We start from the raw sequence: 22754 nt of genomic DNA, 5'->3' as shown, positions 1-22754 counted from the left end.
GCAGCCACTCGGCGGAACCGGGCGGCGTCCCGCCGGGGTGACCCGGTCGGGGCCCGGCCGGGGCGGAACGACCGGCCCCGGCCGTCGCAGCCGCCGCTGGAACCGGCTCGCCGGCCCGGTCGCGCTCGCCGCGGTGTCGATCGCGGCCGTCGGGCTGGGCGTGACCCGGTTCACGGACGGCCAGGAGAACTCAGCCTCCGACTCGGCGGCGAGCAGCCAGGCCAACCCCGAGGTCGCCGATCCGGCGGCCGCCGCGCCGTTCCGGGCCACCGGTGCGCCGCAGCGCAGCGGGGCGGACTACACGCCGGAGGATCTCGCCACCGGGCTGTCGCCGCAGGTGAGGCAGCTGGCCAGCGGCTCGCCCTCGGCCGGTGCCGTGAGCGAGGGAGGGCGGCTGGCCGGCCCTGGCAACCTCGACCGGCTCGCCGATCCCGCCGCGCTCAACACCTGCCTCGGCGAGATCGGCGCCGAACACGGCGACGGACCGCTCGTGGTGGAGGTCGTCGACTACGCCCGGTTCCAGGGGCAGCCGGCGCTGGTGGTCGGCTTCACCGACGTCACCGGCGCCCGCTGGGCCTGGGTGAGCGGGCCCGAATGCGGCGTCCCCGGGTCCGGCTCGGACAGTCGCTACCGCACGCGGGTAGGGTGAAAACGCGGTCGCCGGGCGTTTGACCGCCCACGTGACGTGACCCACCGGATGACCGGCTCGGGAATCCCCGGTTCGTACGATGACGTTCTGCAGGTCAGTTGTCGGCACTCGGCTGAGGTGCCGCACTCGGATCGACATCGGTGCGCGCGCCGATGACGAACACACACAAATCGGGAGACGGCAGTGGACGAGGTCCGCAACCTGATCATCATCGGCTCCGGGCCGGCCGGTTACACGGCGGCGGTCTATGCCGCCCGCGCCAACCTGAAGCCGCTCGTGATCGAGGGCGTGCAGTCCGGTGGCGCGCTGATGACGACCACCGAGGTGGAGAACTTCCCCGGTTTCGCCGACGGCATCCTCGGCCCCGAGCTGATGGACAACATGCGCAAGCAGGCCGAGCGGTTCGGCGCGGAGTTCCTCACCGACGACGTCACCCGGGTCGAGCTCAAGGACACCGGCAGTATCGGCTCCGACACGGTGAGCACGGTGTGGGTGGGGCAGACCGCCTACCGGGCCCGCGCCGTCATCCTCTCCACCGGATCCGCCTGGCGTCCCCTGGGCGTGCCGGGCGAGCAGGAATACCTCGGCCACGGCGTCTCGTCCTGCGCGACCTGCGACGGCTTCTTCTTCCGCAACCAGCACATCGTGGTCGTCGGCGGCGGTGACTCGGCGATGGAGGAGGCCAGCTTCCTCACCCGCTTCGCCGAGTCGGTCACCATCATCCACCGGCGGGACTCGTTCCGGGCCAGCAAGATCATGGCCGACCGGGCGCTGAGCAACGACAAGATCAAGGTCGAGTGGAACTCGGTGGTCGAGGAGATCCTCGGCGCCGACGGCAAGGTCTCCGGCGTACGGGTGCGCAACACGCACACCGGGGAGGCCAAGGTGCTCGACGTCACCGGCGTCTTCGTTGCCATCGGTCACGACCCGCGCAGCGAGCTCTTCCGCGACCAGGTGGAAGTCGACGGCGAGGGGTACGTCAAGGTCCAGTCGCCCAGCACCCGGACCAGCGTGCCCGGTGTCTTCGCGGCCGGCGACGTGGTGGACCACACCTACCGGCAGGCGATCACCGCCGCCGGCACGGGCTGTGCCGCCGCGCTCGACGCCGAACGGTTCATCGCCACGCTGCAGGGCTGAACAACAGTTACACATCCCCGAGGAGGGTCATAGTGGGAGCAACCAAGTCGGTCACCGACGCGAGCTTCGCCGCTGACGTACTGAAGTCGGACAAGCCGGTGCTGGTGGACTTCTGGGCCGAATGGTGCGGACCGTGCCGCAAGGTGTCGCCGCTGCTGGAGGAGATCGCCGGCGAGATGGGCGACCAGGTCACCATCGTCAAGCTCAACATCGACGAGAACCCGGAGACCGCGCGGGCCTACCGGGTGATGTCCGTGCCGACCCTCACCGTATTCAAGAACGGCGAGCCGGTGCAGTCGATCGCCGGAGCCAAGCCGAAGGGCGAGCTGGTCAAGCTCATCGAATCGGCGCTCTGAGCAGCACGAACACCGCGTCGACCCCGTACCCGGCCCACCGGGTGCGGGGTCGACGCCTTTTTCCCGGCCCGCCCACCTGCGGCCCGGGAAGCGCCTAACGTCAACCCCGGGGCCGCCCGGCCAGCCAGCGTCCGTGCAGAGGGGGTCGTGCGTGCGTCCGATCCGACCCGGTGACCGTGGACCCGCGGTGACGGAGATCCGTACGGTGCTGACCGGCCTCGACCTGCTCGCGCCGGCGACGGCGGACGCCGAGGAGTTCGACGTCCACACCGAACGGGCGGTCCGGGCCTTCCAGCAGTCCCGGGGGCTCAGCGTGGACGGCCGGGTCGGCGCCGAGACCTGGCGCGCCCTGGACGCCGCCCGCTGGCGGCTGGGCGCCCGCACCCTCTACCACGCCGTCCCCGACCCGCTCACCGGCGAGGACGTCCGGTCGCTACAGGAACGCCTGCTGGAGATGGGGTACGACGTCGGCCGGGCCGACGCCATCTACGGCGTACGGACCTCGCGGGCGGTGGCGCAGTTCCAGCGGGAGGTCGGGCTGACCCCGGACGGCTCGTGCGGACCGCACACCATGAACGCGCTGCGCCGGCTCGGACGCAAGGTCGTGGGCGGACGGCCGCAGTGGCTGCGCGAGTCCGACGCCATCCGGCAGTCCGGCCCGGCCCTGGTGGGCCGGACCGTGGTCGTCGACCCCGGCCACGGCGGCACCGATCCGGGCGTGGTGGTCCCGGACGGGCGGATGCGGTGGACCGAGGCCGACCTGGTGCACGATCTGGCCAGCCGGCTGGAGGGGCGACTCGCCGCGTCCGGCGTCCGGGTGCAGCTCACCCGCGGGCCCACCCCGGAGACCTGCCTGCCCGACGTCGAGCGGGCCGAACTGGCCAACGCGCTCGGTGCCGACGTGTTCATCTCGCTGCACACCGACGGGCACGCCAACCCCGAGGCAGAGGGGGTGGCGACCTACCACTACGGCACCGACAACGGCGTGACCTCGGCCACGGGGGAGCGGCTCGCGGGGCTGGTGCAGCGGGAGATCGTGGCCCGCACCGGGCTGCGCGACTGCCGTACGCACGCGAAGGCGTGGGACCTGCTCCGACTGACCCGGATGCCGGCGGTCCGCGTGGAGGTCGGCTACCTCACCTCGCCCGGGGACCGCAGCCGGTTGGTCGACCCCCGGTTCCGCGACCGGATAGTCGAGGCGATCGTGGCGGCCGTGCAGCGGATGTACTTCCCCATCGAGAGGGACGTCCCGACCGGCTCGATCGACGTGAGCGAGCTGCGGGCGGTGGTGGCCGCCGGCACGGTGGTCGACTGATTCCCGCCCGCCGGGTCTCAGCCGGTGGTGGAGCGGGTGGCCGGGGCCGGGCGGACGGGGCGGAGCAGCGTCTCCGGGCTCATCGAGCCGAGCAGCTTCTCCAGCGCGTACTCGACGTCGGACTTCCAGCTCAGCGCGGTGCGCAGCTCCAGCCGCAGGCGGGGGAAGCGCGGGTGCGGACGGACCGTCTTGAACCCCACGGAGAGGAAGAAGTCGGCGGGGGCGACGCACGTGCCGGTCGGGTCGGCCGCGTCGCCGAACTTGGCGTCGCCGAAGGCCTCGATCGCCTTGATGCCGCGCTTGGTGAGGTCCCGGGCGACGCCCTGGACCAGCATCCGACCCAGCCCGCCACCGGCGAAGGCGGGCACCACGTTGGCCGTCATCAGCAGCGCCGCGTCGGGGGAGACCGGCGAGGTGGGAAACGCCATCGAGCGGGGCACGTAGGCCGGCGGGGCGTACATCACGAAGCCGGCCGGCATGCCGTCGACGTAGACGAGCTTGCCGCAGGAGCCCCACTCCAGCAGCGTCTGCGAGACCCAGGCCTCCTTCTCCAGCCCCGGGTCACCGGCGGCGCAAGCCCGGTCCGCGGACACCGGGTCGAGCTCCCAGTAGACGCACTGCCGGCACGGGCGGGGCAGGTCCTCCAGGGTGTCGAGGGTCAGGCTGACCAGACGTCGCGACATTGGCGTATCCCCACATTAGGCTCGGAGGGGGAACCGGCACGGAACGACACCGCCGCTTTCCTGCCCCCCGACGAGCGATCGTACGCCGGGATCGGACGCTGCGGGAGAGGACGCGCGAATCCCCACCCGCGGGGGGCACCCGGCGACGGTCCGGCATGTGGACGCCGGTCACGTCCCTGGTGCGGGCCGACTAGGATCGACAGTCGGCGTCCCCGTCGCCATGGTCGCCGGTGCCCCGGGTACCCGGGGCGGGGTCCACCCGAGCAGCCATCGAGGTGATGTCATGACCGGCACGACGCTCGACGACTACACCGACCGGTACGCCCGCCGGGTGCGGGGCATGACCGTCTCGGAGATCCGCGCGCTCTTCGCGGTCGCCAGCCGGCCGGAGGTGGTCTCCCTCGCCGGCGGCGCCCCCTACATCGCGGCGCTCCCCCTCGACGCGGTCGGCGAGATGCTCGGGCGGCTCGGCGCGGAGCACGGCGCCACCACCCTCCAGTACGGCATCGGCCAGGGCACCCTGGAGCTGCGCGAGCGGATCTGCGAGGTGATGACGCTCTCCGGCATCGACGCCGCCTGCGGCGCCTCCCCGGAGGACGTGGTGGTCACCGTCGGCGGGCAGCAGGCCCTCGACCTGGTGGCCCGGCTCTTTCTCGACCCGGGTGACGTGGTGCTCGCCGAGGGGCCGACCTACGTCGGCGCGCTCGGGGTGTTCCAGGCCGCCCAGGCGCAGGTCGTGCACGTGCCGATGGACGGCGACGGGCTGATCCCCGAGGCGTTGGAGACGGCCATCGCCGAGCAGGCGCGGGCCGGCCGCCGGGTGAAGTTCCTCTACACCATCCCGACCTACCAGAACCCCACCGGCGTGACGCTGACCGAGGAGCGACGCGAGCGGGTCCTGGACATCTGCGAGCGCGCCGGCCTGCTGGTGGTCGAGGACGACCCGTACGGTCAGCTGGGTTTCGAGGGTGACGCGCCGGCGCCGCTGCGCGCGCGGCGGCGGGAGGGGGTCTTCTACCTCAGCACCTTCTCCAAGACCTTCGCCCCGGGCCTGCGGGTGGGTTGGATCCTCGCCCCCCACGCGGTGCGCGACAAGCTGGTCATCGCCAGCGAGGCACAGATCCTCTGCCCCAGCGGCTACGCGCAGGCCGCCGTCTCCACCTACCTGGCGACGATGCCCTGGCAGGAGCAGCTGAAGGTCTACCGCGAGGTCTACCGGGAGCGGCGGGACGCGATGCTGACCGCGCTGGAGGACCTGATGCCCGCCGGCACCACCTGGACGACTCCGGGTGGCGGCCTCTTCGTCTGGGCGACCCTGCCCGACGGGCTCGACTCGAAGGCGATGATGCCGCGGGCCATCGCCGCCCGGGTGGCGTACGTCCCGGGCACCGGCTTCTACGCCGACGCGACCGGCGCCGGCAACATGCGGCTCAACTTCTCCTTCCCGCCCCCGGAGCGCATCCGCGAGGGGATCCGCCGGCTGGCCGGCGTGATGGAGCAGGAGATCGCCATGCGGCGGGTGTTCGGCGCGGTGGGCCGGCCCGGCGCGCGGCGCGGGCAGGCCGGTTCCGACACCCCGGGTCCTGACTTGGCATGATTCCGGCATGGCTCCCACCGCTGCCGACCGTTCCGTCGTGACCACCCCCGCCGTCACCGCCGACCTGCGCGTGCTGGTGCTCGCCGGCGGGCTCTCCTACGAGCGTGACGTCTCGCTCCGGTCCGGCCGCCGAGTGCTCGACGCGCTGCGTGCCGTCGGGATGGACGCCGAGCTGCGGGACGCCGACATCGCGCTGCTGCCGGCGCTGAGCGCCGACCCGCCGGACGCCGTGGTGATCGCCCTGCACGGTGCCACCGGAGAGGACGGCTCGCTCCGCGGCGTGCTGGACCTCTGCGGCGTCCCCTACGTCGGCTGCGACGCCCGCGCGTCCCGGCTCGCCTGGGACAAGCCCTCGGCGAAGGCGGTGCTCCGCGAGGCCGGCATCCCGACCCCGGACTGGGTGGCCCTGCCGCACGACCGCTTCTCCGAACTGGGTGCGGTGGCGGTGCTGGACCGGATCGTGGACCGACTGGGGCTGCCGCTGATGGTGAAGCCCGCCCAGGGTGGTTCGGGACTGGGCGCCGCCGTGGTCCGGGACGCCACGTCGCTGCCGGCCGCCATGGTCGGGTGCTTCGCGTACGACCCGACGGCGCTGGTGGAGCGGTACGTGCCGGGGATGGACGTGGCCGTCTCCGTGGTCGACCTGGGCGACGGGCCGCAGGCCCTGCCGGCCGTGGAAATCGTGCCCCGCAACGGCGTCTACGACTACGCCGCCCGCTACACCGCCGGCCGGACGACCTGGCACACCCCGGCCCGGCTCAACCCTGAGGTGGCCGACAGGGTCGCCGAAGTGGCGCTGGCCGCCCACACCGCGCTCGGCCTGCGCGACCTCAGCCGCGTCGACCTGATCGTCGACTCAGCCGGGCAGCCGCACGTCCTGGAGGTCAACGTCTCGCCGGGCATGACCGAGACCTCACTGCTGCCGCTCGCGGTGCAGGCCGCCGGTCTGGACTTCGGGCGGATGATCGGCACCCTGGTGGCCCGCGCCGTCGCCCGCCACTGAGCCCGCGCCGCCGTCCCGCTGACTTTCTCGTCGCCGCGGGTAGCGCCTGACCCGGCGCCACCCGACCTGAGCGGCATCGCCGTCGCCGCTGACCGCGCCGTCCTCGGTCGGCGCCTTGAATCCGCCACCGCCGCTCGTCGCTGCTGACTCCGCGGTCGCCTCGTTGCCACTGGCCCGGTAGGGCGACTCATGCGGCTCGTTCAGCTCGTGGGCCGACGCCCGCACCATCCTGACCGGAGATCACCAGGACGCCGACGGCTCACCAGGGCCCGCCGTACGCGTGGTGCCCCGTCAGTCGCCGGCCTGCCGGCCGTTCGTGGCGGCCTCGGCCTCCGGCTCGTCGTGGGCCGGCGGGACCGGGATCTCCTCGGCGGCCTCGATCACCGACACCGCCTCCTCCTCCGCGAGGTCGGCCGCGGCGGCGGTGTGGCCGGCGAAGCTGGACGGGGCCTGCCACTGGATGCGCGGCGGCTCGGCCAGCGGACGGCCCCCGAACTCGGCCAGCCACGCGGCGACCAGGGCCAGGTTCTCCCGCCACTGCGCCTCGGAGATCGGCGGCAGGATGGAGTCCCAGAGCGAAAGGAAGGTACCGCGCAGCTGGAGCCGCCCGTAGGGCCGGGCGAGGAACCACATGTGCAGGTGCGCCGAGCCGTCACCCCAGCGGTTGACGTGCACCCGGCCGACGCCGTCCAGGGAGCGGATCGCCCGTTCCAGCCGTACGGTCATCACCCCCAGCTCGGCGGCGAGCAGGTTGGGCAGGTCGCCCAGGTCGAAATGCGACCGGGATTCGAGGATCAGCACCATCGGCAGCCCGGTTGGGCGGTCCATGGCGCGTACCCGCCAGCGCTCGCCCACCCAGATGTAGGCGTCGTCGGGGGCGTTGCAGGCGGTGCAATCCCGGTGGCCCTCCCCCTTGCGGGGCGGTTCGATCGAGACCGGGTCATCGAGCTGCTTGACACGGAGGTCGCCCTCGAAGGGGAAGGACGGCCACTGGGTGAAGTCCGGGACTGAGGGAGGGGTGTCGTGCACGACGCTGACACTAACCCGTTCCGGCACCGCTGTCCCTACCTGGACGATCGGTCTTCTCCGAGGAGTTTCACCGGTCTGAACGGCCCGCCAACCAGCGCCGGCCACCGATATCCACAGGCCGCTGAGACCCCGAGCACAGCCCGTCATCCACAGGTCAGCACCCGCATCCACGCGCTGTTTCACGTGAAACTGGGCCTGCCTGTGGAAAACCCCTGTGGATAACTTTTGGCGGTCGCGGCCGGCTCTTCGCGAACTCGGCGCGAGGGTCGCCCGCCGAGGCGCGCGGGTCACGTTTCACGTGAAACGGGTCGACCGACGACGCGGCCTATTCGCCAGTGGAACGGCAGGAGGCGAACCCATCGCCGGTCCTAGCCGTGGGCGTCGTGAGCTTCAACCGGGTGGTCGCCCGTCGCCTCGGGTCGTGTCCCGGGCCGCCGTCCCGGCCGTTTCGGTGCCGCCGGCCGGTTTCCCTCAGGGATCCCTCACGGCCGGCGGGGCGTCGAGTGGGAGCCGGCCCGACCCGGAAGGCAGGCCTCGGTCGTTTCGCCGCCTGAAAGGCGGACAGGGGCTCTCCGCGATCACCCTGCTCTCCGCGTCGCGAACCGGATCTCCGCTGCCCTCTCCGCCGGCACGCCTCTCTCGCGCTGCCCCCGCCCCTGTCGCGTTGGTCCTGGCGCTGCGTCGCTCTCCGGACTGGTTGACCCGTCGCACGCCGGTCACTCCCGGGCAGGCCGCCTCGCGGCTTCCCTCCCCAGCGCTCGGCCTCCAACTGCTGGCCTCCGACTCCCGGCTCCGCCGAGCAGGCTCGCCCGCGGCGTGGTGAGCGGGTGGTGCAGTTGCGCCCGCACCAGACCGGCGAGGGTCACAAGAGCCCATCCTGTCTCCCGGCTGCCGGCTGCCGATCCTGTCTCCCGGCCTTCGGCGCCCGGCCTCCGACTGCCGCCCCGACTCCCGGCCGCCGCTGTCGTTCCTCGGAGCAGTTGTCGTCGTGCTGCTCTGTCCCCCGGGCGGGATCCTCGCGCCGGCGGGCCCGAAGGGTCTCTCATTCTCACGCTGCTCGGCGCCTCCGGCCTCCTGAGGCACTGATTCCCGCCGCCCAGGACGCCGTTGCCGGCAGCCACTCCACCGGGGCCGGTGTGGGTGTGGGTAGCCGCCTCCCGTCGCTCTGAGAAGAGCTGGAGCCGCCGTTTCACGTGAAACCGAATCCGGGGCGTGGGTTTCACGTGAAACGGCGATGATCGGCTCACCCGCTCGGAACTGAGATCCGGTCGGCTGCCCGGCCGTCTTCACCGGGTCTCGTCCAACGCCGCCCGCATCAACCGGAAGTTCTCCTGCGTGTCGGCATCGTCCCGTCGGCGGCGTACCTGCTCTGCACGCACGAGCCAGGTGGGCCATCGTGTCAGGCGTCGGGCGGGAAGCCGGTGGAGTTGGACGTGGGGTCCAACGGCATCCGACATGACCGGAGGCGGGGACGACCGGCTGGGAAGTGGGCGGAGGACGGGGAGGCGCATCGGCGACTCCTCGCCGCCCGTCCTGGGGGCGGGCCGTGTGTCGAAGGCCAGGGTCGGGAGGGGGTCGAACGCCGACGGCCCGGTGCCGAGGGTCGAGACAGGGGTCGGGCCGGGCGGCTGCTCGGAAGACCCCGGGTGATCGAGGCCGGGACCGAGACGCGGTCGAACGTCGAACGGCCCGGTGCGAGCGTCGAGACAGGGGCCGGGCAGGCGGATGCTCGGAAAGACCCCGGGTGCCGGACGCGCAGGGGCCACCGCATCAGACGCCACCACATCAGAGGCCATCACATCAGGGGACACCACATCAGGGCCGGACCGAATCTGGCCGGACCGGGGTTGGGGTGGAGCCGGAAGTCGAGGCCGGCGCATCAGGCCGGTCCAGCACCTCCGTCTCGGCGAAACGCAGTCCGCTGGAGGGGCGGGAGCAAGGCCCGGGACGGACGGGACCAAGGCGCAGGAGGGACGGGACCAAGGCGCAGGAGGGACGGGAGCAAGGCGCGGGAGGAACGGGACTCAAGGCGCGAGGGGGACAGGAGCAAGGGCGCTGGAGGCCGGGATCGGAAGCGCGGGCATGGAACGGCCGCGTGACCCGACCGGGTTCACGCGGCCGATGGGGCCGTACCGGGTCAGGCCTCGGGTTCCCCCTCTTCGCCCACCCCGATGATGCCGACGATTCGCTCCAGGTCGTCGACCGTCGCGAACTCGATGGTGATCTTGCCCTTGCTCCGGCCGATGTCCACCTTGACCCGGGTGTCGAACCGGTCGGAGAGGCGATCGGCCAGATCCGTCAGGGCGGGGGCGTGCGGCTTCGGTCGCCGCTTCGCCGACTCCTTCTTGCTCGTGCCGTCGCTCAGGGCCAGCGCCACGATCTCCTCGGTCGCCCGGACCGAGAGCCCTTCGGCGACGATCCGGAGCGCCAACTGTTCCTGCGCCTCCGGCTCGTCCAGGCTCAGCAACGCGCGGGCGTGCCCGGCGGAGAGAACGCCGGCGGCGACCCGCCGCTGCACCTGCGCCGGGAGGTTGAGCAGTCGGATGGTGTTCGAGATCTGTGGCCGGCTCCGGCCGATCCGCCGGGCCAGCTCCTCGTGGGTGGCGCCGAACTCCTCCAGCAACTGCTGGTACGCGGCGGCCTCCTCCAGCGGGTTCAGGTTGGCCCGGTGGATGTTCTCCAGCAGCGCGTCGCGGAGCATCGCGTCGTCCCGGGTGTCCCGCACGATCGCCGGGATGTTCTCCCGCCCGACCGCCTGGGCGGCCCGCCAGCGCCGCTCACCCATGACCAGCTCGTACTTCTCGTCGTCGAGCTGTCGTACGACGATCGGCTGGAGGAAGCCGACCTCCCGGATGGAGGTCTTCAACTCCTCCAGGGCGTCCTCGTCGAAGACCTGCCGGGGCTGCTTCGGGTTCGGCACGATGGCGTCGACCGGGATCTCGGCGAACCGGGCGCCGGGAACCGGACTGAGCTCGGGCACGGACGGTGCCGCCACGGCCACGTGCACGGCGGGCGGTGCCGCCACGGCGGACGCGCCCTCCATGCCGTCGGCGATCGGGTCAGCCGCATCGGCCACGGCGGCGGGCGCCGGCCCGGTCGGGATGAGCGCCCCCAGGCCTCGACCCAGACCGCCCCGAGGACGGTTCTTCATGCCACGCCTCCCAGCGAATCGTCCGCACTACGCATTCCGGCTCACCGGCTCCTTGACACCACGCTCGGCGATCTCCTGGGCGGCCTCGAAGTAGCTCGTCGCCCCCCGCGATCCCGGATCGTAGGTCATGACCGACTGGCCGTAGCTGGGTGCCTCGGAGACGCGGACGTTGCGCGGGATGACCGCCTGGAGCACCTTGTCGCCGAAGTGGTTCCGCACGTCCTGCTCGACCGCGTCGGCCAGCCTGGTGCGCCGGTCGTACATCGTGAGCAGGATGGTGGAGACCTCGAGCTTCGGGTTGAGGTGCTGCCGGACCAGGTTGATGTTGTTGATCAGCTGGTTCAGCCCTTCCAGCGCGTAGTACTCGCACTGGATGGGGATGAGCACCTCCTGCGCGGCCACCAGGGCGTTGACGGTGAGCAGGCCGAGCGAGGGCGGACAGTCGATGAAGACGTAGTCGAACTGGCCCGGGTACGCGTCGATGGCCCGGGACAACCGGGACTCGCGGGCGACCACCGAGACCAGCTCGATCTCCGCGCCGGCCAGGTCGATGGTGGCCGGTACGCACCACAGGTTCGGAATGCCCTCGACCGTCTGGGCGGCCTCCTCCAGCGGCATGCTGTTGATGAGGCAGTCGTAGACATCGGGCACTCCGGTGTGGTGGGGGACGTTGAGCCCGGTGGAGGCGTTGCCCTGCGGGTCGAGGTCCACCACCAGCACCCGGTTGCCGTGCAGGGCGAGCGCCACCGCCAGGTTCACCGTGGTCGTGGTCTTCCCCACGCCGCCCTTCTGGTTCGCGACGCACATGACCCGGGTCCGGTCCGGTCGAGGCATCGTCACCTCGCCACTGGGATTCAGGATCTGCACGGCGCGCATCGCCTCCATAGCCAACGGTGGGTCATCCTCTTCGCGCGTCGGGGTTTCACGTGAAACGTACGCGGCCTCGGGGTGCGCGGAGGCACCGGTCGAGGGCGCGGGCGTGTCGGTGACGGGAACGGGGGTCGCGTCCGGCCTCGTGGCGGGATCGGGTTGCTGCGGCACCGCGGGCTCGAAGCGGGCGGGGGCCGCACTGTTCCGCCGGATGGGGATCACCCGGCCGCCGGCCGAGTTGCCCGGGCGCGGCGGCCCGTCTGTCGGGGTCCGCGCCGCCGGGAGTTCCGCCGGGCCGGGCGCCGCCTGCGGCACCCCTGACACCGGGGCGTCGTGGTCGACGACCGGGTCACGGTCCGGCGGTCGGACCGACGGGCTGCGGGACGCCCCGTCGGGCGACCAGCTCGGGTAGTCGGTTTCACGTGAAACGGGATCGCCCGCTGATCCGGTCACGCGTGGATCGTCGTACCTGCCGTCGTCATGCACCTGTCATCCCTGCCCGCTTCGGATGGTCGGTCCGCACCCCGTCAACCGGCCGCACGTGCGCTCGCACCGCGGTGCGTACGGCCCAGCCGGGAGCGGTCGGGATCGCGGTGAACGTCGGTCGCCGCCCGCTCCACACTATCGACGCGCGGCCAGCCTACGGCTCACGGGCGCAGCCGGTCCACGTCGGGTTCTACATCCCTTTCCGTCCACCCGTACCGGTTCAACGAACCAACCGGCGACCGGGAAGCCGGCACGCGGCAACGGCCCCCGGCTCCGCGGTGTCGAAACGGGAGGTCAGCGCCGCCGGGACCGGCCGCCGCGCGACCGCTTCGGGGCCTTCGGCCGGACCGGATTGACCACCCGCTCCCGCACGATCTCCACCACGGTCGTCGGCGGGTCGATGACGCCCACGCCGCAGTGGCGCACCTCGGCCTCGCCGCCGCCGAGCCGCGCGACGGTCCCGGCGTGCTCGGCGACCTCCTCGGCCGCCGAGGCGCCCTTGAGTGCAAGCAGCCGACCGCCCCGCACGACCAGCGGCAGGCTCCACGTCGAGAGGCGGTCCAGCGGCGCCACGGCCCGCGCGGTGACGATGTCTCCGCTCAGCGGGCCCGTGCCGGTCGCCCCGGTGGCCGCCTCGTCGGCCCGGCCCCGGAACACCCGGACCGTCTTCGCCAGGCCGAGCTGCTGCACCGCCTCGATGAGGAAGGAGGTGCGCCGAGCGAGCGGCTCGATCAGGGTGACGGTGAGGTCCGGCCGCGCGATGGCCAGCACCAGACCGGGCAGTCCGGCCCCGGAGCCGACGTCGAGCACCGACGCTCCCTCGGGGATCCGCTCGGCCACGGCGGCACAGTTGAGCAGGTGCCGGTCCCAGATGCGGGGCGCCTCACGAGGGCCGATCAGACCCCGGACGACGCCCTCGGTCACCAGCAGTTCGGCGTACGCGGCGGCGAGGTCGAGCCGGTCGCCGAAGAGGGTGCGGGCCGCGTCGGCCAGCTCCGGCGGAAGTACCGCGTCGGCCGGCGACGGGGTGCGGGCGTCGGACGCCGTGGGCTCGTTGTCGTCCGGAGTGACGGACGGGTCGGAAGTCACCGGCGGTTCGGAGCGGACAGCCGACGGCCCGGGCGGCGTGCCACCCGGGCCGTCCACGGCACCGGCCGCGGTGTCGTCGTGTGTCACCCGGTCAGTCCGCCGGCCGGACGATGATGCGCCGGTTCGGCTCGACGCCCTCGGACTCGCTCTCCACCCCGCTCATGGCGTTGACCACGTCGTGCACGCACTTGCGCTCGAACGCGGACATCGGCTCCAGGCGGACCGGCTCGCCGTGCTCCTTGACCTTCTCGACGGCGTTCTTGGCCACGGCGGCGAGTTCCTTACGACGGCTGGCGCGGTAGCCGCCGACGTCGAGCAGCAGTCGACTCGGCGAACCGGTCTGCCGGAAGACGGCGAGCCGGGCCAGCTCCTGGAGGGCCTCCAGGGTGGCGCCACGCTGACCGACCAGGTTCTGCAGCCCGTCGCCGACGACCTCGACGACGGGACGGCCGGCGGCGACCATCTCGTCGATGTCACCGTCGTAGTCGAGGACGTCGAGCAGGCCCTCAATGTAGTCGGCGGCGATCTCGCTCTGCTCGAACAGTTCGCTCTCGCCCAGGGCCTTCTTCTCCCGGGCGCCCGACTCGGTGCCGGTCTCCTCGGGCTCGCCGTCGCCGTTCGCCGCGATCGGCGTGGTCCCCTCCTCGTCCAGGGACTTCTCAGCGCGGGGGGTGCTGGTGTCGGTCACGGTCTCATCTCCGTAGTCGCTCGGCCGGACCGTCGGGTCCGCTGGTTTCCCGGGGCCGGCGGGAGGTCGCCGGTGCCCACGGGCACGTCTGTACGGGCAGTGTCGCCCGTGGCCGCGTCGCGCGCGCCGGGTTCCGCCCGGCGCCGGCCGTACGGCGGCTGCGCGATGCGGAACGGGCCGCCGCCGGTCTCCCGACGGCGGCCCGGAGGATTAGCCCTGCCGCTTGGCGGGGCGGCTCTTCTTGGGGTTGACCGGCTTGGCGCCCGGCTTCGGGCCGGCGACCTTCGGCGCGACCGGCTTGGCCGGGGCCTGGGGGGCCGGCTTGGCCCGGCGGCCGAGCAGGCCACCCGTCTTCGCCGGCTGCACCGGGCTGCGCGGGGCGGTGGTGGTGTTGTTTGCGGTGACCATCGGCGGGAACTTCCGCAGCACCCACTGCTGCTGGCCGAGGGTGAAGAGGTTGTTGGTGACCCAGTAGATGATCACGCCGATCGGGAAGATGGCGCCGGAGATGAGCAGCGACAGCGGGATGCCGTAGAGCATCAGCTTCTGGATCATCCGCTGCTGCGGGTCCTCGGCCCAGCCGGTCTTGAGGATCATCTGACGGCTGGTGAGGTACGTGGTGCCCATCATCACCAGGACCAGGATGCCGGCGATGATCTTGACCGTGGTGCCGTTGGCGCCGAGGCGGGCCAGCTCGTCGGCGGTCGAGCCGAACTTGCCGGCGATCGGCGCGGTGAAGATCTTCGCGGCCGAGGCGCTCTCGAACTGGTCGACCGTCCAGCCGTAGAGGGTCTTGCTCTGCTTGGCCGGGTCGAGCCGGCGGAGCACGTGGAAGAGACCGAGGAAGACCGGGATCTGGAGGAACATCGGAAGGCAGCCCATCAGCGGGTTGGCCTTTTCCTTCCGGTAGAGCTCCATCATCTCCTTCTGGAGCGTCTCCCGGTCACCCTTGTGCTTCTCCTGCAGCGCCTTCACCTGCGGCTGGAGAGCCTGCATCGCCCGCTGCGACTTGATCTGCTTGACGAAGACGGGGAAGAGGATCACCCGGACGGTGACCACCAGGAAGACGATGGCGAGGATCCAGGCCCAGTTGGTGCCGATCACCGCCGTGTCCGGCACCCCGATGGCGTCCCAGGCCCCATGCCAGGCCAGCAGGATCCACGAAATCGCGAAGTAGATCCAGTCGAGACTCAATTCTCAGGCTCCAGTCACATCGGCACGGCGGCGACCGCCCGGCTCCGGCACCGGGTCATGTCCACCTGGGTGAAAGGGGTGGCAACGCAACAACCGCCGGACCGTGAGGCCGGTTCCCCTGAACGCGCCGTGCCGGGCCACCGCCTCTAGGGCGTACGCACTGCACGACGGGTAGAACCGACAGCGGGCCGGCAGAGCCGGACTTATCCACCGACGGTACGCGACGATGGGCCCGATCAGCACCCGGGCACCTGTGGTGGCGGGCCGGGGCGCGGCAGGTCCGGTGCTCACCGGGACCGCCGCCCTCGGGGTGCTCGCGCGGCGGCGATCGCCGCGTCCAGGTCGGCGCCGAGCCGGGGGTACGACGCGTCGGCCGCGGCCGGCAGCGCCCGTACGACCAGGGTGCTCCCCGCCGGCAGCTCGGCCAGCCGCTCGCGGACCAGGTGCCGGAGCCGACGCCGGACCCGGTTGCGGACCACGGCGTTCCCGACGGCCTTGGACACGACGAAGCCGGCGCGGGTCGGTGTGGAGGGCTGCTCCGCACCGACGTTCCGCGCCGGCTCCGGCGAGATCGCTGTCCCGGGCTCGGGGGTCACCGGCAGGGTCAGGTGGACGACGACGACGCCACGACCGGCGCGTCTGCCACCCCGGACCGCTGCGGCGAAGTCAGTGCTGCGCCGCAGTCGCTGTGCGGCCGCCAGCACGACTGCCCACGCCCCCCGGACCGGTCGGCCTCAGGCCGACAGGCGGGTGCGGCCCTTGGAGCGACGGGTCGCGATGATGGCGCGGCCGGCACGGGTGCGCATGCGCAGCCGGAAGCCGTGGGTCTTCGCGCGCCGGCGGTTGTTCGGCTGGAAGGTGCGCTTGCTCACGTCAGGCTCTCCGTTTTCGTACGCCTCGGACGAGGGGTCGCCGGGGTCGTGTGGTGGTCCAGGCCACCTCGGCGGTGGCCCCCGATCGGTGCTGCCCGGTGGCACGGAACCTCGGCGATGCGGGGCGGCGGCCACGGACAGCAAGCACCCATCACCCTAGCAGAGGGCGAGAGAGCAGCCGCTCCAGCCTACGCAGGGGTGCAATGACCGTCAAACACTCCCAGCAGGGCGGACACGGGGCGCGCCGACGACCGATGCGGCGGTTTTCGCTGATGCCGACAAGGGTCGCCACGCGTCGGCGGTTGAAGACGCGCCGACATCGCTGTTACCGTGCCCGATTGCGGTCAACGTCGAAAGGTCCGGTCGTCACTGGCGGGCAAGACCGGACAGGGCAGTGAATCGTTCGGCACGGTGAACCCGCTTCAGCGCCCTTCAGGCAGGGGCAGGTCCGACCCGCGTCCGGCGGGCGGCCACAATCGGTACGTACACAGGCTGTGGATAACTTGTGGACGAGGACCGGTCGGCCGTCCGGGTGGGTGATGTTCCACCCGCTCCGACGCGGCGGGCCCGGGACGGCCGACTGGGAAGACGGCGGCGTCCGGGAGCAGAGGCGAGGGGGGCACGACGGTGGCCGGTACGACCGACCTTGCCGCGGTGTGGACGGCGACGACAGACGAGCTCGCCGACGAGATCATCTCCGCGCAGCAGCGGGCGTACCTGCGGCTGACCCGGCTTCGGGCCATCGTCGAGGACACCGCGCTGCTCTCTGTTCCCGACGCGTTCACCCGCGACGTGATCGAGTCCCGCCTGCGCCCGGCGATCACCGAGGCGCTCACCCGCCGGCTGGGTCGCCCGATCCAGGTGGCGGTGACCGTCCGCGTCCCCGAGGACGGCGCCGGCCACCCGGCGGGCACGGTCTACCGCAGCGCCGCCGAAGCGCCCCCGGTCGACTACGACGGCCGACCGGTCGACTACGACGACGGCCTCGCGGCGTACGACGACCGCCCGGGCCCGCGGGACGACGCCGCGCTCGACGGGGGTCGGCCGCAGTCGACGCTCATCCCCGAGCAGGCGCACCCCGACCGGCGGGGGGACCAGCAGTCGGCGCCGCTGCCGGACGACGACGGCCACCGCGTCGGGCCGACCGGCCAGGAGGCCCTGTTCAGCACCGCCTTCGCCGAGCCGCCGCGCCCCGACCGTCCGGGCCCGGCACGGCGCGCCGGAGAACGGCGCGGCTTCGACGAGCGGTCCGCCCGGCTGGACCCGCAGCCGGCCGACACCCGCCCGTACGAGCCGCGCTACCGCGAGGACGCGGGCTCCCCCCGGGACCAGCACGTGATCCGGTCGCTTCCCCGCGACAACGGCACCGACAGCGGGCCGGGGCGGGGTGGCGGGGATCACCGGCCCGGCGGCCGGGACGACCGGCGGCTGCCCGGCGGCGGGGACAGCGGCGGCAACCGACTCAACCCGAAGTACATGTTCGAGACGTTCGTCATCGGCTCGTCCAACCGGTTCGCCCACGCGGCGAGCGTGGCGGTGGCCGAGTCGCCGGCGAAGGCGTACAACCCGCTGTTCATCTACGGCAGCTCCGGGCTGGGCAAGACGCACCTGCTGCACGCCATCGGGCACTACGCGACGACGCTGGGCAACGCTCGCTCGGTGCGGTACGTCTCGACCGAGGAGTTCACCAACGACTTCATCAACTCGCTCCGGGACGACAAGACCAGCGCGTTCCAGCGGCGCTACCGCGACGTCGACATCCTGCTGATCGACGACATCCAGTTCCTGGAGAACCGCGAGCGCACCCAGGAGGAGTTCTTCCACACCTTCAACACGTTGCACAACGCGAACAAGCAGATCGTGATCACCTCCGACCGGTCGCCGAAGCAGCTGGCCACGCTGGAGGACCGGCTGCGGACGCGGTTCGAGTGGGGCCTGCTCGCCGACATCCAGCCGCCCGACCTGGAGACCCGGATCGCGATCCTGCAGAAGAAGGCGGCACAGGAGCGGATGTACGCCCCGCCGGACGTGCTGGAGTTCATCGCCTCCCGGGTGTCCAGCTCGATCCGGGAGCTGGAAGGGGCGCTGATCCGGGTGACCGCGTTCGCCAGCCTCACCCGTTCGACGGTCGAGCTGTCGTTGGCCGAGGAGGTGCTGCGGGACTTCATCCCGGACGGCTCCGGCCCCGAGATCAACGCCGACCAGATCATGGCCTCCACCGCCGACTACTTTGGCGTGAGCCTGGAGGACCTGCGCGGCCAGTCCCGCTCGCGGGTGCTGGTCAACGCCCGCCAGGTGGCCATGTACCTGTGCCGCGAGCTGACCGAGTTGTCGTTGCCCCGGATCGGGCAGGCGTTCGGTGGCCGCGACCACACCACGGTGATGCACGCCGACCGCAAGATCCGCCAGCAGATGGCAGAGCGGCGCTCGCTCTACAACCAGATCGCCGAGCTGACCAACCGGATCAAGCAGAACACCTGAGGCGTACGCCCCCCGTCGCGCGACGGGGACGAGCACGGAACACGCCCGGCCGGAACCACCGGCCGGGCGTTTCTCGTTCTCCGCGACCGGCTCGTCTCGTCCTCCGGAGCCGGTGCGGCTTGACCCTCGACATGGTGGAGACCACAGCATCGAGGCCGTGACCGTCCACCTTCCGACTCGTTGTCCACATCTCGTTGTCCACCGCCTGTGGAAAACTACGGTCCGCCCCCATCCGGTTACCCACAGGTTGTGGAGAAACCCTGGGGACAACGCTGTGGACGCCTGGGGACAACCACGACGTTGTCCACCGGAGACGGTCGCCCTGTGGGCGGGCTGTTGAAGGTTCTGGGGATGACGCCGGTCGGGTCGCTTCCGGTGATCCACAGGACTGGGGAGAAAGTCGGTGGATTACCGGTGGACAACCGGTGGACAACCGTGGACAGCCTGGGGGTAACGGCGGCCTGTGGATCGCGACACGACTTGTACCCCTGGTTCTCCACAGCCAAACCACCGGTGGATAACCTGTCTGACCTGCGCGAACGCGGGTTCTCCACAGTTTGCACAGGTGCGATGAAGACGATGAGTTATCTCTTCTAAGAGAACAAAAACCAATCATCACCGTTGGACTTCCTGTGGATCGGGCCGGACGCTGCCGTCGGCAGTCGCCCGGGCACCTGGATCCACGGGGTCGGACGCACAGCCGATGCCCACGCGCCCTAAGGTGCGATGGGTACCCGCACGGTCAGGCGGGTCGGTAGGCAGCGGTCGGCATGAGAGAGTTGTCGCTGACGTCGACGCGGAGGCATTGATGAAGTTCCGAGTGGAGCGCGACGCGCTCGCCGAGGCCGTGGCCTGGACCGCGAAAAGCCTGCCCAACCGGCCGTCCGTACCGGTGCTGGCCGGAGTGATGCTCCGTGTCACCGACGGCAACCTGCAGGTCTCCGGCTTCGACTACGAGGTCTCCAGCCAGGTCACCGTCGAGGTGCACGGGGACGCCGACGGCGCCGCCCTGGTCTCCGGCCGCCTGCTCGCCGAGATCACCAAGGCGCTGCCCGCCAAGCCGGTGGACATCGCCGCGGTCGGCGCCCACCTCGAACTGGTCTGCGGCAGCGCCCGGTTCACCCTGCCCACCATGCCGGTGGAGGACTACCCGTCCCTGCCGGAGATGCCGGAGAGCGCCGGCACCGTCGACGCCGCCGCCTTCGCCGCCGCGGTCGCCCAGGTCGCCATCGCCGCCGGCCGCGACGAGACGCTGCCGATGATGACCGGCGTACGCATCGAGCTCTCGGGCAGGACGCTCGCCATGCTCGCCACCGACCGCTACCGGCTGGCTCTGCGCGAGATGGAGTGGAACCCGGACGACCCCGAGGTGAGCATCAACGCCCTGGTGCCGGCCCGTACCTTGAACGACACCGCCAAGGCGCTCGGCCCGCTGGGCGGCCAGGCCATCATGGCGCTCTCCCAGGGCGCGGCCGGCGAGGGGATGATCGGCTTCGCCGGTGGCACCCGCCGGACCACCAGCCGGCTGCTGGACGGCGCGAACTACCCGCCGGTGCGCTCGCTCTTCCCGGCCACCCACAACGCCGAGGCTCGGGTGGCGGTGAGCAGCCTGATCGAGGTGGTGAAGCGGGTCGCCCTGGTGGCCGAGCGGACCACCCCGGTGCTGCTCAGCTTCAGCACCGACGGGCTGGTGGTCGAGGCCGGCGGCACCGAGGAGGCGCGGGCCAGCGAGGCGATGGAGGCCACCTTCACCGGTGACCCGCTGACCATCGGCTTCAACCCCCAGTACCTGATCGACGGTCTCGCCAACCTGGGGGCCCAGTTCGCTGTGCTCTCGTTCGTCGACGCCTTCAAGCCGGCGGTGATTTCGCCTGCCGGTGAGGATGGCGAGGTCATCCCCGGGTACCGATACCTCATCATGCCGATCCGCGTCTCCCGCTGATCGCGCCCGAGAAGACCCGCACGCACGGAGGTAGGAACAGATGCAGCTCGGCCTGGTAGGGCTCGGCCGGATGGGCGGCAACATGCGCGAGCGGTTGCGCGCCGCCGGGCACGAGGTGGTCGGCTTCGACCACAACGCGGAGCTGAGCGACGTCGCGACCCTGGCGGAGCTGGCGGAGAAGCTGGAGTCGCCGCGCGCCGTCTGGGTCATGGTTCCCGCCGGGGTCACCGACGCGACCATCGACGAGCTGGCCGGCGTGCTCGGCGAGAGCGACATCATCATCGACGGCGGCAACTCGCGCTTCAGCGACGACGCGCCGCGGGCCGAGCGGCTCAACGAGCGCGGCATCGGCTACCTCGACGCCGGGGTCTCCGGCGGCGTCTGGGGCCGGCAGAACGGCTACGCGCTGATGGTCGGCGGGGCCCGCGAGCACGTCGAGCGGCTCATGCCGATCTTCGAGGCGCTCAAGCCGGCGGGCGAGTTCGGCTTCGTGCACGCCGGGCCGGTCGGCGCCGGGCACTACGCCAAGATGGTGCACAACGGCATCGAGTACGGCCTGATGCACGCCTACGCCGAGGGCTACGAGCTGCTGGCCAAGTCGGAGCTGGTCACCAACGTGCCGGGCGTGTTCAAGTCCTGGCGCGAGGGCACCGTGGTCCGCTCCTGGCTGCTCGACCTGCTGGACCGGGCCCTCGACGAGGACCCGGAGCTGGCCGAGCTGAGCGGCTACACCGAGGACACCGGCGAGGGTCGCTGGACGGTCGACGAGGCGGTCCGGCTCGCCGTGCCGCTGAACGTCATCACCGCCTCGCTCTTCGCCCGGTTCGCCTCGCGCCAGGACGACTCGCCCGCGATGAAGGCCGTCGCCGCGCTGCGCCAGCAGTTCGGTGGACACGCCGTCCACAAGCGCTGACCGGTATCCACAGCCTGTGTACGTCCGCCGGCTCGAACTGGTCGACTTCCGCTCCTACGAGCGGGTCGGCGTGGACCTGGAGCCGGGGGCGAACGTCCTGATCGGCGCCAACGGCGTCGGCAAGACCAACCTGGTCGAGGCGCTGGGCTACGTGGCGACCCTGGACTCGCACCGGGTCGCCACGGACGCCCCCCTCGTCCGGATGGGCGCCGCCTCGGCGGTGATCCGCTGCGCGGTGGCCCACGAGGGCCGCGAGCTGATGGTCGAGCTGGAGATCGTGCCCGGCAAGGCCAACCGGGCCCGGCTGGGGCGGTCACCGGCCCGCCGCGCGCGCGACGTGCTCGGCGCGCTCCGGTTGGTGCTCTTCGCCCCGGAGGACCTGGAACTCGTCCGGGGCGATCCCGCCGAGCGCCGCCGCTACCTCGACGACCTGCTGGTCAGCCGCCAGCCCCGGTTCGCCGGCGTGCGTGCCGACTACGAGCGGGTGGTCAAGCAGCGCAACGCCCTGCTGCGCACGGCCTACCTGGCCCGTAAGACCGGCGGCACGCGCGGCGGGGACCTGTCGACCCTGGCGGTCTGGGACACCCACCTGGCGCGGCACGGCGCGGAGCTGCTCGCCGGCCGGCTGGAGCTGGTCGCCGCGCTGGCGCCGCACGTGAGCAAGGCGTACGACGCGGTGGCGGCCGGCCGAGGCGCGGCCGGCATCGCCTACCGGCCGTCGGTGGACCTGGCGGAGCCGACCACCGACCGGGAGACGCTCGCGGCGGCGCTGATGGCCGCGCTCGCCGAATCGCGCTCCGCCGAGATCGAGCGCGGCACCACGCTGGTCGGCCCGCACCGCGACGAACTCACGCTGACCCTCGGCCCGCTGCCCGCCAAGGGGTACGCCAGCCACGGCGAGTCCTGGTCGTACGCGCTCGCCCTGCGACTGGCCGCCTACGACCTGCTGCGCTCCGACGGCATCGAGCCGGTGCTGGTCCTCGACGACGTCTTCGCGGAGCTGGACACCGGGCGGCGGGAGCGGCTGGCGGAGCTGGTGGGCGGGGCGAGTCAACTGCTGGTGACCTGTGCGGTGGACGACGACGTGCCGGCGGCCCTGCGCGGCGCCCGGTACGCCGTCGGCGAGGGGACGGTACGCCGTGTCGGATGAACAACTGAGCACCGCCGGTGACGGGCCGGCCCGTGGGCGTGGCCCGGCGAAGGGGCGTACCGGCGGCACGGGCGGACGCTCCGGCAGTCAGCCGACCGGGCCGGCCGGCGCGGAGCCCGCAGCCGGGTCCGGCGGGGCCGCGGCGGGTG

18 protein-coding genes and 3 pseudogenes are annotated in these 22754 nt (G+C 72.1%); 11 read left to right on the top strand and 10 right to left on the bottom strand.

Annotation, left to right across the window (positions count from 1 at the left end; translation table 11 throughout):
- From NCC78_RS10105 to NCC78_RS10090, 4 genes are all read left to right on the top strand, one after another.
- On the top strand, positions 1 to 649 hold a 649-nt coding region (locus tag NCC78_RS10105; RefSeq protein ID WP_250793751.1), incomplete at its 5' end, for an RsmA family anti-sigma factor.
- 183 nt (positions 650 to 832) lie between these two features.
- The gene (gene trxB / locus NCC78_RS10100; protein WP_250793749.1) at positions 833 to 1786 is read left to right on the top strand and encodes a thioredoxin-disulfide reductase; all 954 of its coding nucleotides are present in this window, start codon (positions 833 to 835) and stop codon (positions 1784 to 1786) included.
- 32 nt (positions 1787 to 1818) lie between these two features.
- A complete protein-coding gene (gene trxA, locus NCC78_RS10095; RefSeq protein WP_250793747.1) occupies positions 1819 to 2142 on the top strand; it encodes a thioredoxin in 324 nt (107 codons plus the stop codon).
- Positions 2143 to 2293: 151 nt separating this feature from the next.
- On the top strand, positions 2294 to 3457 hold the full coding sequence (locus NCC78_RS10090; RefSeq protein ID WP_250793745.1) for an N-acetylmuramoyl-L-alanine amidase: 1164 nt from the start codon (positions 2294 to 2296) through the stop codon (positions 3455 to 3457).
- A gap of 17 nt (positions 3458 to 3474) precedes the next feature.
- On the opposite strand, the gene NCC78_RS10085 is transcribed toward NCC78_RS10090, so the two are convergent.
- The gene (locus tag NCC78_RS10085) at positions 3475 to 4140 is read right to left on the bottom strand and encodes a GNAT family N-acetyltransferase (RefSeq protein WP_250793743.1); all 666 of its coding nucleotides are present in this window, start codon (positions 4138 to 4140) and stop codon (positions 3475 to 3477) included.
- A gap of 283 nt (positions 4141 to 4423) precedes the next feature.
- On the opposite strand from NCC78_RS10085, the gene NCC78_RS10080 reads away from it, so the two are divergent.
- Together NCC78_RS10080 and NCC78_RS10075 are read left to right on the top strand one after the other, a co-directional pair.
- Positions 4424 to 5737 (top strand): aminotransferase-like domain-containing protein, encoded by a 1314-nt coding sequence (locus tag NCC78_RS10080; protein ID WP_250793740.1) that lies wholly within the window; start codon positions 4424 to 4426, stop codon positions 5735 to 5737.
- A gap of 7 nt (positions 5738 to 5744) precedes the next feature.
- Positions 5745 to 6740: a D-alanine--D-alanine ligase family protein gene (locus NCC78_RS10075; protein WP_250793739.1), complete on the top strand. Its 996-nt coding sequence runs from the start codon at positions 5745 to 5747 to the stop codon at positions 6738 to 6740.
- Between the two features lie 294 nt (positions 6741 to 7034).
- Here the strand turns inward: NCC78_RS10075 and NCC78_RS10070 are convergent.
- The 9 genes and pseudogenes from NCC78_RS10070 to rpmH all read right to left on the bottom strand — a co-directional run.
- A pseudogene (locus NCC78_RS10070) lies at positions 7035 to 7769 on the bottom strand (hypothetical protein); the annotation flags it as partial.
- Positions 7770 to 9906: 2137 nt separating this feature from the next.
- Positions 9907 to 10920, bottom strand: coding sequence for a ParB/RepB/Spo0J family partition protein (locus NCC78_RS10065; protein WP_250793737.1), 1014 nt, complete (start codon positions 10918 to 10920; stop codon positions 9907 to 9909).
- A gap of 27 nt (positions 10921 to 10947) precedes the next feature.
- Positions 10948 to 12012, bottom strand: coding sequence for a ParA family protein (locus NCC78_RS32030; protein WP_372495105.1), 1065 nt, complete (start codon positions 12010 to 12012; stop codon positions 10948 to 10950).
- Between the two features lie 558 nt (positions 12013 to 12570).
- Positions 12571 to 13269, bottom strand: coding sequence for a 16S rRNA (guanine(527)-N(7))-methyltransferase RsmG (gene rsmG, locus NCC78_RS10055; RefSeq protein ID WP_372495104.1), 699 nt, complete (start codon positions 13267 to 13269; stop codon positions 12571 to 12573).
- 187 nt (positions 13270 to 13456) lie between these two features.
- Entirely contained in the window at positions 13457 to 14053 is a 597-nt protein-coding gene (locus tag NCC78_RS10050) for a Jag family protein (RefSeq protein ID WP_250793733.1), read from the bottom strand.
- Positions 14054 to 14263: 210 nt separating this feature from the next.
- Positions 14264 to 15247: a membrane protein insertase YidC gene (yidC, locus tag NCC78_RS10045; protein ID WP_250793731.1), complete on the bottom strand. Its 984-nt coding sequence runs from the start codon at positions 15245 to 15247 to the stop codon at positions 14264 to 14266.
- A 3-nt stretch (positions 15248 to 15250) separates the two neighbouring features.
- Positions 15251 to 15538 (bottom strand): membrane protein insertion efficiency factor YidD, encoded by a 288-nt coding sequence (gene yidD, locus NCC78_RS10040; RefSeq protein ID WP_250793729.1) that lies wholly within the window; start codon positions 15536 to 15538, stop codon positions 15251 to 15253.
- The gene (rnpA, locus tag NCC78_RS10035) at positions 15535 to 15951 is read right to left on the bottom strand and encodes a ribonuclease P protein component (RefSeq protein WP_250793726.1); all 417 of its coding nucleotides are present in this window, start codon (positions 15949 to 15951) and stop codon (positions 15535 to 15537) included. The genes yidD and rnpA overlap by 4 nt, the downstream gene beginning before the upstream one ends.
- A gap of 30 nt (positions 15952 to 15981) precedes the next feature.
- On the bottom strand, positions 15982 to 16119 hold the full coding sequence (gene rpmH, locus NCC78_RS10030; protein WP_232269343.1) for a 50S ribosomal protein L34: 138 nt from the start codon (positions 16117 to 16119) through the stop codon (positions 15982 to 15984).
- 627 nt (positions 16120 to 16746) lie between these two features.
- On the opposite strand from rpmH, the pseudogene NCC78_RS32770 reads away from it, so the two are divergent.
- From NCC78_RS32770 to recF, 5 genes and pseudogenes are all read left to right on the top strand, one after another.
- Positions 16747 to 17112, top strand: a pseudogene (locus tag NCC78_RS32770) (chromosomal replication initiator protein DnaA); the annotation flags it as partial.
- A gap of 147 nt (positions 17113 to 17259) precedes the next feature.
- Positions 17260 to 18600, top strand: a pseudogene (gene dnaA / locus NCC78_RS10025) (chromosomal replication initiator protein DnaA); the annotation flags it as partial.
- Between the two features lie 808 nt (positions 18601 to 19408).
- The gene (gene dnaN / locus NCC78_RS10020) at positions 19409 to 20542 is read left to right on the top strand and encodes a DNA polymerase III subunit beta (protein ID WP_250793722.1); all 1134 of its coding nucleotides are present in this window, start codon (positions 19409 to 19411) and stop codon (positions 20540 to 20542) included.
- Positions 20543 to 20582: 40 nt separating this feature from the next.
- Positions 20583 to 21455 (top strand): phosphogluconate dehydrogenase (NAD(+)-dependent, decarboxylating), encoded by an 873-nt coding sequence (gene gnd, locus NCC78_RS10015; protein WP_250793719.1) that lies wholly within the window; start codon positions 20583 to 20585, stop codon positions 21453 to 21455.
- A 16-nt stretch (positions 21456 to 21471) separates the two neighbouring features.
- Positions 21472 to 22605 carry a DNA replication/repair protein RecF gene (gene recF / locus NCC78_RS10010; RefSeq protein ID WP_250793717.1) on the top strand — a complete coding sequence of 378 codons (1134 nt, stop codon included), beginning with the start codon at positions 21472 to 21474 and terminating at the stop codon, positions 22603 to 22605.
- Positions 22606 to 22754 lie beyond the last annotated feature (149 nt).

The sequence above is a fragment of the Micromonospora phytophila genome (assembly GCF_023656545.1).
In the GTDB taxonomy this organism is placed as follows: Bacteria; Actinomycetota; Actinomycetes; order Mycobacteriales; family Micromonosporaceae; genus Micromonospora; species Micromonospora phytophila.
The sequence above is the reverse complement of the archived record's forward strand: the minus strand, read 5'-3'. Positions and strand labels throughout refer to the sequence as shown.

Bases quoted from the DNA above. Each gene is read 5' to 3' on its own strand.
- NCC78_RS10080 (WP_250793740.1), top strand. From the start codon at position 4,424: ATGACCGGCACGACGCTCGACGACTACACCGACCGGTACGCCCGCCGG.
- NCC78_RS10065 (WP_250793737.1), bottom strand. From the start codon at position 10,920: ATGAAGAACCGTCCTCGGGGCGGTCTGGGTCGAGGCCTGGGGGCGCTC.
- NCC78_RS10075 (WP_250793739.1), top strand. From the start codon at position 5,745: ATGGCTCCCACCGCTGCCGACCGTTCCGTCGTGACCACCCCCGCCGTC.
- NCC78_RS10085 (WP_250793743.1), bottom strand. From the start codon at position 4,140: ATGTCGCGACGTCTGGTCAGCCTGACCCTCGACACCCTGGAGGACCTG.
- gnd (WP_250793719.1), top strand. From the start codon at position 20,583: ATGCAGCTCGGCCTGGTAGGGCTCGGCCGGATGGGCGGCAACATGCGC.
- dnaN (WP_250793722.1), top strand. From the start codon at position 19,409: ATGAAGTTCCGAGTGGAGCGCGACGCGCTCGCCGAGGCCGTGGCCTGG.